At 65.0% G+C, this 14,283-nt stretch carries 11 protein-coding genes, 1 tRNA gene and 1 pseudogene; 10 read left to right on the forward strand and 3 right to left on the reverse strand.

Annotated elements, in window-relative coordinates; genetic code table 11:
* Positions 1 to 9 precede the first annotated feature (9 nt).
* The 4 genes and pseudogenes from E4O92_RS09485 to E4O92_RS09500 all read left to right on the forward strand — a co-directional run bounded on the left by E4O92_RS09485 (position 10) and on the right by E4O92_RS09500 (position 3,804).
* A complete protein-coding gene (locus tag E4O92_RS09485; protein WP_135189521.1) occupies positions 10 to 1,614 on the forward strand; it encodes an SEL1-like repeat protein in 1,605 nt (534 codons plus the stop codon).
* A 152-nt stretch (positions 1,615 to 1,766) separates the two neighbouring features.
* Positions 1,767 to 3,194, forward strand: a complete 1,428-nt coding sequence (locus E4O92_RS09490) for a UdgX family uracil-DNA binding protein (protein WP_135189522.1) — start codon at positions 1,767 to 1,769, stop codon at positions 3,192 to 3,194.
* Positions 3,195 to 3,367: 173 nt separating this feature from the next.
* Positions 3,368 to 3,574 (forward strand): annotated as a pseudogene (locus tag E4O92_RS09495) (DNA-binding protein); the annotation flags it as partial.
* Between the two features lie 156 nt (positions 3,575 to 3,730).
* Positions 3,731 to 3,804, forward strand: a tRNA-Gly gene (locus tag E4O92_RS09500).
* A gap of 32 nt (positions 3,805 to 3,836) precedes the next feature.
* Here E4O92_RS09500 and E4O92_RS09505 read toward each other — a convergent pair.
* Positions 3,837 to 4,916: a patatin-like phospholipase family protein gene (locus tag E4O92_RS09505; RefSeq protein WP_370659998.1), complete on the reverse strand. Its 1,080-nt coding sequence runs from the start codon at positions 4,914 to 4,916 to the stop codon at positions 3,837 to 3,839.
* Between the two features lie 291 nt (positions 4,917 to 5,207).
* Between E4O92_RS09505 and E4O92_RS09510 the strand changes: the two genes are divergently transcribed.
* From E4O92_RS09510 to E4O92_RS09520, 3 genes are all read left to right on the forward strand, one after another.
* A complete protein-coding gene (locus E4O92_RS09510) occupies positions 5,208 to 6,638 on the forward strand; it encodes a GntP family permease (protein WP_229483212.1) in 1,431 nt (476 codons plus the stop codon).
* A 113-nt stretch (positions 6,639 to 6,751) separates the two neighbouring features.
* Positions 6,752 to 8,350: an alpha/beta hydrolase gene (locus tag E4O92_RS09515; RefSeq protein WP_135189523.1), complete on the forward strand. Its 1,599-nt coding sequence runs from the start codon at positions 6,752 to 6,754 to the stop codon at positions 8,348 to 8,350.
* An 86-nt stretch (positions 8,351 to 8,436) separates the two neighbouring features.
* Positions 8,437 to 8,913 carry a hypothetical protein gene (locus E4O92_RS09520; protein ID WP_135189524.1) on the forward strand — a complete coding sequence of 159 codons (477 nt, stop codon included), beginning with the start codon at positions 8,437 to 8,439 and terminating at the stop codon, positions 8,911 to 8,913.
* 14 nt (positions 8,914 to 8,927) lie between these two features.
* Here E4O92_RS09520 and E4O92_RS09525 read toward each other — a convergent pair whose 3' ends face one another.
* A complete protein-coding gene (locus tag E4O92_RS09525) occupies positions 8,928 to 9,704 on the reverse strand; it encodes a molybdopterin-binding protein (protein WP_206076840.1) in 777 nt (258 codons plus the stop codon).
* Positions 9,701 to 10,573 (reverse strand): cytochrome b/b6 domain-containing protein, encoded by an 873-nt coding sequence (locus tag E4O92_RS09530; protein ID WP_135189525.1) that lies wholly within the window; start codon positions 10,571 to 10,573, stop codon positions 9,701 to 9,703. The genes E4O92_RS09525 and E4O92_RS09530 overlap by 4 nt, the downstream gene beginning before the upstream one ends.
* 195 nt (positions 10,574 to 10,768) lie before the next feature.
* Here E4O92_RS09530 and trmB point away from each other — a divergent pair, with 195 nt between their 5' ends.
* From trmB to E4O92_RS09545, 3 genes are all read left to right on the forward strand, one after another.
* Positions 10,769 to 11,449, forward strand: coding sequence for a tRNA (guanosine(46)-N7)-methyltransferase TrmB (gene trmB / locus E4O92_RS09535; RefSeq protein WP_135189532.1), 681 nt, complete (start codon positions 10,769 to 10,771; stop codon positions 11,447 to 11,449).
* A 284-nt stretch (positions 11,450 to 11,733) separates the two neighbouring features.
* Complete coding sequence (locus tag E4O92_RS09540; RefSeq protein WP_135189526.1) at positions 11,734 to 12,054, forward strand: hypothetical protein; 321 nt, start codon at positions 11,734 to 11,736, stop codon at positions 12,052 to 12,054.
* Positions 12,055 to 12,137: 83 nt separating this feature from the next.
* Positions 12,138 to 14,123 (forward strand): TonB-dependent receptor, encoded by a 1,986-nt coding sequence (locus E4O92_RS09545; protein WP_135189527.1) that lies wholly within the window; start codon positions 12,138 to 12,140, stop codon positions 14,121 to 14,123.
* Positions 14,124 to 14,283 lie beyond the last annotated feature (160 nt).

Here is a 14,283-nt window from a genome sequence, read left to right on the forward strand (position 1 = left end):
ATCGCGCCCATGCAGAACGCGGCCCTTGCCCCGAACCAGGACGACCGCCACACGGCCGAGTTCCTGCGCGTAAAGGCGCTGGCCGAGCGCGGCGTGGCCAACGCCCAGCACAGCCTGGGCTTCATGTACGTCAACGGCCAGGGCGTGCCGCAGAATTACGAGCTGGCCGTTGCCTGGTACCGGATGGCCGCCAGCGCCGGACTGGAACAGGCCCAGTACAACCTGGGCGTGATGTACCAGAAGGGCCAGGGCGTGCCGCAGGACTTCGAGCAGGCGCGCTACTGGTACGAGCGCGCCGCCGAGCAGGGCTACGCGCCGGCCCAGTACAACCTCGGCTGGCTGTACGCCAAGGGCCAAGGCAGCGCCGCCGACACCCAGCGCGCGATGCACTGGTTCAGCAAGGCGGCCGAGCAGGGCGACCCCGGCGCCCAGCACAACCTGGGCATGATGTACGAGGGCGGCAAAGGCGTGCCGCAGGACCAGCAGCAGGCGATCGCCTGGTACCTGCGCGCGGCCGAACAGGGCTACGCGCGCTCGCAGTTCAACCTCGGCCTGCGCTACGACAGCGGGCAGGGCGTGCCGCGCGACCCCGGCATGGCGCTCTCCTGGCTGCGCAAGGCGGCCGAGCAGGGCTACGCGCCGGCCCAGTTCAACCTCGGCCTGCGCTACGACAAAGGGCAGGACCTGCCGCAGGACAGCGAAAAGGCGATCCTGTGGTACACCCGCGCCGGCGAGCAGGGGCACGCCAGCTCCCAGTTCAACCTCGGCCTGATCTACGACAGCGGCCACGGCGTGCCGCGCGACGAGGAGCGCGCGCTGGCCTGGTTCCGCAAGGCCGCCGAGCAGGGCCACGCCGGCGCCCAGGACAACATCGGCCTGCGCTACGAGCACGGGCAGGGCGTGGCGCAGGATTACGAAGTGGCCGCGCACTGGTACCGCAAGGCGGCCGTGCAAGGCTTCGCCGGTGCCCAGTACCACCTGGGCCAGCTCTGCGACGCGGGCAATGGCGTTGCCCGCGACCCGGCCGAAGCGCTCGACTGGTACCGCCAGGCGGCCGAGCAGGGCCACCTGCGCGCCCAGTTCGACCTGGCGCTGCGCTATGAAAACGGGATCGGCGTGGCGCAGGACCTGCCGCGCGCGCTGGCCTGGTACCGGTGCGCCGCCGACCAGGACTACGCGCCGGCCCAGTACATGGTGGGCCAGCTGATCGACCGCATCGAGGACGATCCGGGCAGCGCGGCGGAAGCGTGCGCCTGGTACCGCCGGGCGGCCGAGCAGGGCCACGCGCTGGCCCAGTTCGAATACGGCCTGCGCCACGACAGCGGCAACGGCGTCGAGCGCGACTACGAGGCCGCGCACTTCTGGTACCTGTGCGCGGCGCGCCAGGGCCACGCGCGCGCCCGGTTCAACCTGGGCGTGATGTACGCCAGCGGCCAGGGCGTGGCGCGCGACCAGGTCGAGGCCTACGCCTGGCTGCAGCGGGCGGCGCACGGCGGGGTCGCGGCCGCCACCGCTTACGTGCGGCGCCTGGCCACCCGCATGGAACCGGCGCTGCTGGCGCAGGCACAGGCCTACCTGCGCGCGTGCGAAACGGCACAGCTGGCGCAAGTCTAATCAAACGCGCTGCCGCAAAGCGTGCGGCCTTGACGCCGCGCGCTGCGCTATACTGTACAAAAATACAGTATCCGCGCCAGCATGGAACTTCCCGACAAGCTCCCCATTCCGGCCGGCCACGCGGCGTGCCACCCGCCGTGGCCGCGGGCAGCATGAACCCGGTCGATGCCGCCCGCGCTGGCTGCGCGCTGGCGGTGGAGAACTTCGCCCAATGGCGCGAGGCGGCGCGCGAACTGCTGGCCCACGGGGTGCCCCCGGAAGCGGTCACGTGGGAGGCGCCGGACGGCGGCCTGTTCCAGTGTGCGCCAGCCACAGGCGCGCCGTCGCATAATGCAGCCATCCCATTGGAGGAACCGAAACCGGCACCGCACCTGCCGCGCGCCCTGATGGACATGCTGCAGACCGCAGCCTGCTGCCGCGTGCCGGAGCGCTGGGCGCTGCTGTACCGCGTCGTGTGGCGCTGGCAGCAAGGCGAGCACGCGGTGCAGTCGGCGCACGATCCAGACGGCGCGCGGCTGCACGCGATGGTCAAGGCGGTGCACCGCGAGGAGCACGACATGCATGCCAACATCCGATTCCGCGAGCGCCCGGCCGAGGCCGGACCGCCGCGCTTTGTCGCCTGGTTCGAGCCGCGCCACGACGTGCTGCCGCAGGTGGCGCAGCACTTCGTCAGCCGCATGGGCAAGGTAAGCTGGATGATCGCCACGCCCGGCGCCAGCGTGCTGTGGGACGGCGCCACCTTGCACAACTGCGGCCCGCTGATGGACGGCTGCGCCGGCCTGGACGGCGACGCCCCCGCCCTGTGGCTGGCCTACTACCGCAGCCTGTTCGACCGGCCCCGCGTGCATGCGCCGCTGCTGTGCAGCCATGTCCCGGGGCGCTGGACGGGCCTGCCGCACGGCGCGCCGCTGCCGCCGGCCCGGGCCGCGCCCGAAAAGAAGCGTGGCACGACCCCGATCAAGCCGGTGGACGCGGAGCCGGAGCGCAACCCCGCGACCCTGGCCGAATGCCGCCGCTGCGACCTGTGGCAGCACGCGACCCAGGCGGTCGGTGGCGAGGGACCGAAGCGGGCGCAGATCATGCTGGTCGGCGAACAGCCGGGCGACCAGGAAGACCTGGCCGGCAAGCCGTTCGTCGGCCCGGCCGGCAAGCTGCTCGACCGCGTGTGCGAGGCGGCGGGCGTGGACCGCGCCAAGCTGTACGTGACCAACGCGGTCAAGCACTTCAAGTGGGAGCCGCGCGGCAAGCGCCGCATGCACAAAACGCCGGCCCAGCGCGAGATCGAAGCCTGCAGCTACTGGCTGGAGCAGGAACTGGCCCGGGAAAAGCCGAGCGTGGTCGTGGCGATGGGCACGACCGCGCTCAAGGCGCTGCTCGACACCAGCCACGTGACGCTCAAGGACACGCTGGGCCGCCCGATCCGGCACGGGGGGCGCTGGATCGTGACGATCTACCACCCGTCGTACGCGCTGCGGGTGCCGGACGAGGCCGCGCGGCATGAGGCGTTCAAGGTGATGGTCGACGGCATGAAGCTGGCGCGCGAGCTTCTGAACCGCCCGCCGGAGGAGCCGCCCGCGTAAGCACACGTAGGGGGCGCGGGGCCGCCGAGGACCTGTGCGCACGCGGTCACCGTATGCTGACTTGCGGCTGCTGATCGGAAACGCTGCTTTTGCGAACCGCGTGCGCACAGGTGCACACCCTACAAACGCACCGCAATCAGCACCAGGCTGACAGCGGCGCAGAGGAGTAGCTCATGGAATACTCCTTCACCCTGACATACCAGCTCGCCGACGATGACCGCGACCCGAATGCGCTGGTCGAGCGTCTGGGCGAACCCGGCTGCGACGATGCCTTGGTCGGTATCGGACAGCCGGGACGGCTGGCGCTGGAATTCACCCGCGAAGCTAACAATGCAGAAGCGGCTGTGCGCAGTGCTCTGGCAGACGTGCGGCGCGCCGTGCTCGGCCGAGGTGTCACCCGGCTTGGCGGGGTGATGTGGCGCGGGTGGGCCTTGCAGGAGGTGACTTGCGTCGAGGGATTGGTCTCATTTTTCATCACAGCAGCCAGACTGCAACGTTGTCAACAGTCTGCAAAGTCGCGTAAAATGCGGCAGCACGCGGGTGTAGCTCAATGGTAGAGCAGAAGCTTCCCAAGCTTACGACGAGGGTTCGATTCCCTTCACCCGCTCCACTTCCAGAAATCCGGGCCTGTCCAACGCCGACTCAGGTCTGCTCGAGAATCGTATCGAGCAGAATGTCCAACGGAAACGTCGATCGATTGCCAAGATCGTCCGCGTGCTCCGCGAGAAACCCATCAGCGCTACGCCGTCCCTCTTCGTGCAGCATGCGCAGAAAGTCCCATTCCGCATTCAGCTTCGACGAAGCCCCAAACTCGATCAGGCGGGGACTTGAGATGCGGTGCAGCCGCGTATCGGCCCATTGATCGATCCAGCCTGGATGTGGGCGCGGCTCTTCCTCCGCCAGCATGCGGCGCAGCATGGCGACTACGCGCAATTCTTTTTTGAGGCTCGAATTGAATGAGATCTCGTTCATGCGGTTCAGAATGTCATGTGCCGAGCGCGGGATGCCCGGCCGATCAATCGGATTGATCTGCACCAGCAGTATGTCGCGCGCCTCGCTCTCGCGGATAACCGGTGTCAGGAGCGGATTACCGGAAAAACCACCGTCCCAGTATCCTTCCCCATCGATCTCAACGGTTTGATGCATCAGCGGCAAACACGCGGAAGCGAGCAGGGCATCCGCGCTGATCTCTGCATTGCGAAAGACCCGCGGCAGCCCGGTTCTGACATTGGTCGCTGTAATGAACAGCTTGACCGGCGCTTGCCTCAATTGCCCGAAGTCGATGCTGTCCTCGAGAATGGCGCGCAGCGGGTTGATGTTCGATGGATTGACCTGATACGGCGAGAATACCCGGCTGAGCAAATCAAACATGAAGTAGCCTGGCGACTGACTGAGCGACCAGTTCCCCGTCAGAACGTCAAATGGCGTCCGCCGGATCGGGCTGTAACGCGCACCATGACTCACGCGTTGCCAGAATTGTCCCAGCGCTGCCTTCGCACCGGTTCGGCCATCCCGCAGATACCCGTCGGCAAGCACAGCCGCATTCATGGCGCCCGCCGACGTTCCTGTAATGCTGTCGATGGAAAGCCAGTCCTCGTCGAGCAGCCGGTCGAGCACGCCCCAGGTGAACGCGCCGTGCGAACCACCGCCCTGCAGGGCCAGATTGATGCGAAGCGCCCGGCTGCTTTGTCCTCGTCCATTGCCCATGTCTTCTACCTTCAACGTTTCTGCGGCGAAGCTGCACCGCAATCAAACATCACTTTGACTCAGACCTGACATCGGAACCGCTGAGCGAGAAGACACCAACATCTGCGACTCGTTCACGGTCCTATAATAATCCCAGACCCCAGGCCTGCTGTGCGCAGCCTGTGCGCATCGGAAATGGCGCCTGCCAAGCCATTGTTTCACCTCTTGAAGCACGTGATCCCTTCAGGTCGACAACGGTATAGAGGATCAGCAATGACGTATGGCGGTCCCCTCGATCCCATGACGGCAGCGTTCGGACTGGCAGGCATGATCGCCAGCCTCGCCCTGCTGATCTGGCTCGCGTACCGCGGCTGGAGCGTGCTGCTGCTCGCACCGCTGGCTGCGATGCTGGCGGCGGCCATCTCCGGCGAGCCGGTCATGGCGCACTGGACGCAAACGTTCATGAGTGCGGCCGCACGCTTTCTGGCACAGTTCTTCCCGTTGTTCCTGCTTGGCGCCCTGTTCGGCAAATTGATGGCGGACAGTGGCTCGGTTCAGGTCATCGCCGATTTTATGACCCGGCGCTTCGGCCCCAGCCGGGCCATCCTGGCCACCGTCGTCTGCGGCGCGCTGGTGACATACGGCGGGGTCAGCTTGTTCGTGGCCTTCTTCGTTCTGGTTCCCATGGCGGAAAAGCTCTTCCAGGCGAGTAACCTGCCGCGCCGCCTGTTGCCGGCGACCATTGCGCTTGGCACGTCCACATTCACGATGTCGGCGCTGCCAGGAACGCCCGCCATTCAGAATGCCATCCCCATGCCTTTTTTCGGCACCACGCCGTTCGCTGCGCCGGGCCTTGGCATCATCGCCAGCGTGGTGATGGTGGTTTTTGGGTTGTGGTGGTTGAAGAGGCAGGAACGCCGTGCAAGAACGCTTGGCGAGGGCTACTCGGTTCATCCGCCCATGCCGCCGGTGGACAAGACGCTGGTTCGCGAACGCGCAACGGTTTCGCAAAGCTTCGACCCCGAGGAGATCGATCATGGCGGGGCAGCGAACGCCTTGCCCTCGGTTGCCGTCGCCGTTGCCCCACTGTTGCTCGTGGTCGTCGGAAATTTTGTCATGAACGTGTTGGTGCTGCCACGGATCGACGTCCGCTATCTGGCCGAGGAGCGCTGGGGCGGCACCTCGCTCGAGGCGGTGCGCGGGGTCTGGGGCGTCAGCGTCGCGCTGGCGGTGGCCATCGTCGCGTTGATTGCGTTGAACCGTTCGCGCTTCGCTACGCTGCGCGAAAGCGCCGATGCTGGCGCGAACGCCGCTGTGCTGCCTATCCTGAGCGTGTGCAGTCTGGTGGGCTACGGCGCCGTGATTGCCGCGCTGCCCGGCTTTGCGCTGGTGCGCACCTGGCTGCTCGGGCTGGGCGGCGGGCCGCTGGTCTCGCTGGCGATCGCCACCAATCTGCTCGCTGCCCTGACCGGCTCGGCCTCGGGCGGCATGACGATCGCGCTGGACGCCCTCGGAAGTTACTATCTGAACCTGGCAATCCAGCACCACATTGATCCGGCGCTGCTGCATCGCGTTGCAGTGATGTCGTCTGGTTCGCTCGATAGCCTGCCGCACAATGGGGCGGTCGTCACGCTACTGGCCGTCTGTGGCAGTACCCATCGCGACAGTTACGGTGACATCGTGATGGTGGGAATCCTCGGCGCGCTGCTCGCGCTGGTGGTGGTCATCGTGCTCGGTTCGCTCTTTGGCTCATTTTGACGGCGAAACGTTGGAACATGGTTTGCGCTCAGTTGTCTTTAGCATGAGGGCGCTGCGTCTGGCAGATTCGGGCCGTGCCGGCTTCGTGTTCGTCTCTATGGAGCGTTTCCAGCATGAACGTCCAGTCAAGGCTGGCCCGATCGGTGCGGATCGTTGTGATCGTGCTTGTCGTGCTCATCGTCGCCCTGTTTGCGTTGCGCGCTTTCGTTGCGCAAAGGGGACCTTCGCTTCAACTCTGGCACACCTTCGTGCCCAAAGAACTCAGTGCCGAGCAGATCGACCGGGCCGACTGGAACACTTATATCAAGCACGAGAATGCTTTGTTCGATCAGGTCAGGGTGCAGGTCAGCGACCGGCTGCCGCCCGCCGCGCGTATACCTTCCAATCGGTATTTCGAGGGTAGCCCGATCTACCCCGGGCACTTCGAGCACGACTGGAACCGTTCCTACCTGTTGCGGCCAGCCGGCCAGCCCATCGGCGCGGTGGTCCTGCTGCATGGCCTGACGGACTCGCCGTACAGCCTGCGGCACATTGCACAGCGGTATGTGGCTGACGGGTTCGTGGCTGTCGGCATTCGCCTGCCGGGGCATGGCACGGTGCCGGCTGGCCTGTCAAACGTCAACTGGGAAAGCTGGATGGCGGCGACACGGCTCGCGGTGCGCGAAGCCAGGCGCCAGGCTGGCCCCGGCCGCCCGATTCACCTGGTCGGATTTTCCAATGGCGGTGCGCTCGCGATGAAATACGCGCTCGACAGCCTGGAAGACCCCCATCTCGATCATCCGGCGCACCTCATCCTGATTTCGCCGATGATCGGCGTAACCCGCTTTGCGCGATTCGCGGGCCTGGCCGCGCTTCCGGCACTGCTGCCGCCGTTTGAGAAGGCATCCTGGCTTGGCATCGTCCCTGAATTCAATCCGTTCAAGTACAACTCGTTCCCGGTCAATGGAGCGCGCCAATCCCACCGGCTGACCAAGGCGTTGCAGGAGCAGTTGGCGCGGCTCGCGCGCGAGCGCAAGCTGGACGATCTGGCGCCCGTACTGACCTTTCAATCGGTGATCGACTTCACGGTCAGCACCCAGGCCATCATCCAGAGGCTCTACGCTAACTTGCCAGCCAACGGAAATGAACTGGTGCTGTTCGACGTGAACCGGCGCGCGAAACTTGGGCCGCTGATCGATCCGGCGTCATCACAGGCGCTGGCCAGGCTATTGCCGACGCTGTCCGTGAATTACCGGCTGACGATGGTTGGCAACGAACTTACTGGACCTGATGAAGTGATTGTGCGTGTTATTGAGCCTGGAACCACGGAGCAGAAAACGAGCGCGCTCGGATTGAAATATCCGCCCCAGGTATTTTCGCTGTCGCACGTGGCGATTCCTTTTCCACTGGACGATGAGCTGTACGGCATACAGCCCCCAGATACGGGCAATCCCCGATACGGCGTGTCGCTTGGCGCATTGGCGCCGCGTGGCGAGCGGGGCGCATTGATGGTCAGCCTCGACTCGGTGTTCCGCATTTCATCAAATCCATTCTTCCCATATCTGCTTGCCCGCATCGACGAGGTGATTACCGAGCCTGCCCGTGCGGCCAACTTCCCATCCGGTGGTGAGCGGCATTCGGTCAAGGCACCAGCCCAGGCCAAGGATCCCGGTTTCGACGACATGGAACGAAAGGCGTTGGACATCGAGCAGGATCCCGAGTTGATTCCGTAATCGGCTCAGCGGGTAACATAGAGTTAATTTTCTTTTGTGCCGATCTGGTAAAGTCCTGCTTACGTTATTGAAAGATCGAGCAATAAATGAAGGATACTGATCGTTTCCTGCACATCGTTTGTCCCCGCCAGATGCGATGGAACCCACTCTTTCTGGCCGGTTGTACGATTTTTGTCCTCAGTGTTGCCTTGCGCCGCAACCCGGGGCTGCTCCTGAGCTTTTCTTCCGTGGTCATGGCAGTGTTCTTACTCATCGCTCTCACGATCATCTATCGGAATGTCGTGTTTCGCGACGAGCTGGTTTTGGTGAAGGAGGGGGCGACCGAGTGGCCGAAGTCATCGTTTTCGCTGCGCTGCGAAGACATCATTGCGGTTCGCGAGCGCCCGGCTTCCGCGTCAATGTTAGGCCCGTTCAGCGCGGAGGCCAAAAAAGAGTTCTTGGGGTTTGGCGAAGGTAACCTGCTGATCGAAACAAGATTTGGGACTTACCCGTTCGGCGTCGGATTGACGCCCGCAGGCGTGGTCGCCACCATTCAAAAAATTGAAGCGTTCCGCCATTCATGACTGGGCCCAGGCGGTCAGATCCCCGCATACCATTCATACCCCAGGTCTTCCCAATACCCGCCGTTGCCGCCGCGGATAGTGTCCAGCCGTTCCACCAGCTCAATCCGCATCAGGTACTTCGCATGCTTGTAGCCGAGCTGCCGCTCGACCCGTAGCCGCAGCGGCGCGCCGTTCTTGACTGGCAAAGGCTCGTCGTTGAGCGCGTAGGCCAGGATCGTCTGCGGGTGGCGCGCCTCGGTCAGGTCGATGCTTTCGTAATAGGTCGATCCCGGCGCTTGCAGGTCCGAGCCGTCCATGGGATCGGCGCAATGGAACACCACGTAGCGCGCCATCGGCAGTGGCTGTACCCGGGCCAGCACGTGCGAGAGCGGCACGCCCGTCCACTTGCCGATCACGCTCCAGCCCTCGACGCAGTCGTGCCGGGTGATTTGTGTGCGGGAAGGCATCGCATGCAGGTCGGCCAGGCTGAATTCGGCAGGAGCCGCCACCAGTCCGCCAACCCCTAGCTGCCAGCGGCGAAACCCGCCGGCCAGCAATTGCCGGTATAGATGGCTGTCGGGCATCGCGGTGCCGTTGCTGCGGAACTCGTCCGCAATGTCGTCTTCCGTGAATTCCTGCGCCATCGCATTGCGGCCGGTCAGTAGCGCCTGGGTGTCGCGGCTCAGGTACTGGGCGCGGCGCAGCATCCGGCCGAACGATTCGTTCGCGGCCAGGCGATCACAGCCGGCCAGCAGCCCCGCGGCGCCGCCCAACGCCAACCGCAGGAAGCGCCGGCGCGAGGGCTGGATCACGGCAAGTTCTCCTGCCGCTCGTCCGCCGGCAAGCGGTAATAACCGGTGATCATCGACCGCAGGTTGTTCCACAGTCCGGTGACGACTACCTCGAACAGGTGCACGAGCACGAACGCGAGCAGGCAAAACGCTGCGATGAAGTGCAGCGTGCGCGCCGACTGGCGGCCGCCAAGGAGACCGACCCAGCCGCCGAACAGGGTGTCGAGCCGGGGCGACATGGAGAGGCCCGCCACCACGATCAGCGGCAGCAGGACGAAGACCACCGTTAAGTAAGTCAGGTTTTGCAGCACGTTGTAGCGCCTGGCGGCGTCGCCTGCGGGGTGGCGCAGCAGCAGATGGTCGAGGAGCGAGGCGCCGATTCCGCGCAGCTCGGGCTTGCTCGGCACAAGGTCGCGCCGCAGGTGGCCGCTGAAGATCGTGAACGCGACATAGGCAATGCCGTTGAGGACAAAAATCCACGCGAAAAACAGGTGCCAGTTGCGCGCGGTGGCGAGGTACTGGCGGCCGGGAATCGTGGCCCAGGACGGGAAGGCGCGCGCGCTCGGCATCGGGTCGCCCTTGACCCGTGAGGCGCCGAGCACGCCGTCGGTATCGAAGACATGTTTCCCGATTTGGGTGATGCCGTGCGGTTCGCCCTGGGCTCCCGGGCGGGCAGTGATCGACAGCAGCGGTGCTGCGAAGTTGGAATCCTTGCCCCAGTACAGGTGCGGATGGGCGTTAAAAATACCCAGGCCGCTCATCAGCATCAGGAAGAAGCAGATGACATTAATCCAGTGCATGACGCGGATCGGCAGGCGATGCCGGTAGAACAGCCGGCGATCACTCGTTGCGGCTGCGGTCGGCGAACCTTGTATCTCGAACGGAAGCATGCTTGCTGGCGGCTCGGCGTTGCTGCATGCGTTCGACCGTGCGCGCAACGGAATGTTTCCGCTTGCAGTTGGCGGTCCTGCGCAGGTTCTCCAAGGCAAACCTTCGCCATTGGCGCGGCTGCTATAATCTCGCCGGTCTTTTTTCATTGCGCTCCCATGTCCTCCGATACGCCCACCAACGGCCCGTCCCGCCAGATGCTCTACGACCCGACCGAGCATCGCATCCGCAGCTTCGTGACCCGTGCCGGCCGCCTGTCGACCGCGCAGGCGCGTGCGCTCGAGGAACTGGGGCCGACTTACCTGATCGAGTACAAGAAGGAAGTGCTCGACATGGCGCAGGCGTTCGGCCGCACCGCACCGGTGGTCCTCGAGATCGGTTTTGGCATGGGCGACACCACCGCCCACATCGCCAGGACGATGCCCGACAAGGACTTTCTGGGGGTCGAGGTGCACACGCCGGGCGTGGGCAGCCTGCTCAAGCAGATCGGCGAGCAGGGCATTGGCAACCTGCGCCTGATCCAGCACGACGCGGTCGAGGTGCTGCGGGACATGATCGCCGACGGTTCGCTGGCCGGCGTGCATGTGTTCTTCCCCGACCCTTGGCATAAGGCGCGCCACAACAAGCGGCGCCTGATCCAGCCCGAATTCGTCAAGCAGCTGTGCCAGAAGCTGGCGCCGGGCGGCTACATTCACCTGGCCACCGACTGGGAAGACTATGCGGTGCAGATGCTGGAGGTGCTGTCCGCCGAGCCGGCATTGCAGAACACTGCCGACGGCTACGCGCCGCAGCCGGCGTACCGGCCGCTGACCAAGTTCGAAAACCGCGGCCTGAAGCTGGGTCACGGCGTGTGGGATCTGGTGTTTGTGAAGAAATAAGACAGTCCTGGACGGGTGCATCATGCTGTCCGTAGGGGGCGCGGGGCCGCCGAGGACCTGTGCACACGCGGTTCGCGAACGCAGCGTAGAGAAGCAGCAGCCGCGAGCCCGCACACGGTGACCGCGTGCGCACAGGTGCGCACCCTACGCCAGATGCCAACACGAAATTGCTTATTCGCAACTTTCGCAATCATTTGATACACAAGACAGCCGAGTCCGCTTAAAATGTCCGGGTTTTTATTTCCCTGACATTGCCGGTGCCACGTTCCTTAGTTCATGTATTGGTGTCGCTTCTGCTGCTGGTCACGCAGCAGATGTCGCTGCTGCATGGCTACGCGCACACCGCCAACCTCCAGGAAACACCTGCCCGGCTGGCGCTCGCCGAGCCGGGGACCGAGCGTGGCGGCAAGTCGTCCAAGCCGGCCCTGCACGACCTGTGCGCCCAGTGCATGGCCAGTGCCCAGGTGGCGTTCGCGCTGCCGCTCAAGGTACTGCAGTTCGTGCCGGTCGAACTGGCATTCAACCTCCTTCCCGCACCGCGCACCCCGGCCCTGTGCCTGCTGACGGTCTGCGTATTCCAGCCGCGCGGCCCGCCTCAAGCCTGATACACCGCAGTTTTTTTCTCGCCTGCTTCGGCCGCTTTGGCCCGGCAGCGCTGCTCGTTATCTGTTTGCTTGAGGTTTTATTTATGAATATCCAACGTACGCTGCTGGCCAGCGCTATTCTGCTCGCCTTTACCGCTCCTGCTTTTGCCGAGTCTGCCGACGGCAAGATCCAGCAGGTGATTGTCACCGCCACCCCGTTCAGGACCGCCGAGGGCGACCAGATCCTGACCCCGGCCAAGGTGCTGGCCGGCGACGAACTGCGCGACAAGGTCGGCAGCTCGCTCGGCGAGACGCTCTCGCAGGAACTGGGCGTGTCGGCATCGGCCTTCGGCGCCGGCGCCTCGCGTCCGATCATCCGCGGCCTGGAAGGATCGCGCGTCAAGATGCTGGAAAACGGCATGGCGACCTCGGACGTGTCCGGCCTGTCGAATGACCACGCGGTCGCGTCCGAAGGCGCGGTGTCGCGCCAGATCGAAATCCTGCGCGGCCCGGCGGCCCTGCTGTACGGCTCGGGCGCCATCGGTGGCCTGGTCAACGTGGTCAACGAGCGCATCCCGACCGCGCTCGAGGAGCAGCCGACCGGCCAGCTCGAGTCTCGCTACAGCACGGTCGACAACGGACGCAACGTGTCCGGTTCGGTCGACGGCGCTGTGGGCAAATTCGGCCTGCACGCCGACGGCAACTGGCGCGACGCCGGCGACTACCGGATTCCGGGGCACCGGGTGCTGGGCGACGCTGACTCCGCATCCGGCCGCCTGCCGCATTCGGACACGCAGGAGAAAAGCGCCGGCGTGGGTGGCTCCTACATCGACGGCTGGGGCTACGTCGGCGCTTCGGTATCGCACCTGTCCAACGTCTACGGCATCCCGAGTGACGAGGGATCGCGCATCGACCAGAAGCAGAACCGCTACGACATCGACAGCCTGGTCAAGCAGCCACTCCCCGGATTCGAATCGTTCCGCTTCAAGGCCGGCTACACCGATTACCAGCATGCCGAGCTCGATGACCAGAACCATCCGGCCACGATCTTCACCAACAAGTCGCTCGAAACCCGCGCCGAACTGACGCACCACCCCGTGGCCGGCTTGCACGGCACCTTTGGCGTGCAGACCGAAAACACCCATTTTTCGGCGCTGAGCACCGATGGCGGACCCGACACCGTGCCGCAGACCCATTCGAAATCGACGGCCGCATTCCTGGTCGAGGAAGCCAGCGCCGGGCCGGTGCGCCTGTCCGGCGGCCTGCGCCTGGAGAACGTCAAGCGCGAGCCGGTCGCTAACCAAGCGCGCGACTTCAACCTGACCTCCGGCTCGTTCGGCGCGCTGTGGCCGTTCACGCCGGGTTACAGCGTGGGCGCCACGGTGTCGTATGCCCAGCGTGCGCCGGCCATCGAAGAACTGTATTCGGGCGGACCGCACGACGCCACCTTGACCTTTGATGTCGGCAATCCTCATCTGAAGAAGGAGACGTCCCGCAACATCGAGTTGTCGGTACAGAAGACTTCGGGCCTGCTGCGCTGGAAGGCGAACCTGTTCCGTAACAACGTCAACAACTTCATTTACGGCCACATCACCGACCGACTGCTGGATGACGAAGGCAATCCGGGCGCCGAGTTCCGCGAGCGCCTGTTCGAGCAGGCCAACGCCCACATCCAGGGCGCGGAAGCCGAGCTGGGCTACAACCAGCTGGGCGCGGGCTGGTCCGGGCGCATCTTTGCCGATACCTCGCGCGGCAAGCTCGATCAGGGCGGCAACCTGCCGCTGCAGCCGGCCGACCGGATCGGTGCGAGCGTGGGTTACCGCGAAGGCGCCTGGCGCGGCGGCCTGTCGCTGGTGCATGCGCGCGGGCAGGACCGGCTGGCGGAATTCGAAACCACGTCGACACCGGGATACAACCAGCTCGACGCAAATATTTCGTACACGCAGAAGCTGGGCGGCCAGGACCTGACCTGGTTCCTGCTGGCGAAGAACCTGCTGAACGAAGACATCCGCATGTCGACTTCGGTACTGAAGGATATTTCGCCGCTGCCGGGACGTAACTTCGTGCTCGGGGTGCGTACCAAGTTCTGAGCGCGCTTTGCGTAGCGTGAGCGGGGTGAGGCTGGCCAGTGGCCAGCCGAACGAACGCCCACGCGTCCAGCCAGCGCGGGCGACGCCGCGATGCATTCGGTAGCATCGTAGGGTGCGCACCTGTGCGCACGCGGTCACCGACTGCAGGCCCGCGGCGCGG

It is taken from the genome of Massilia horti (genome assembly GCF_004614195.1).
In the GTDB taxonomy this organism is placed as follows: Bacteria; Pseudomonadota; Gammaproteobacteria; order Burkholderiales; family Burkholderiaceae_D; genus Telluria; species Telluria horti.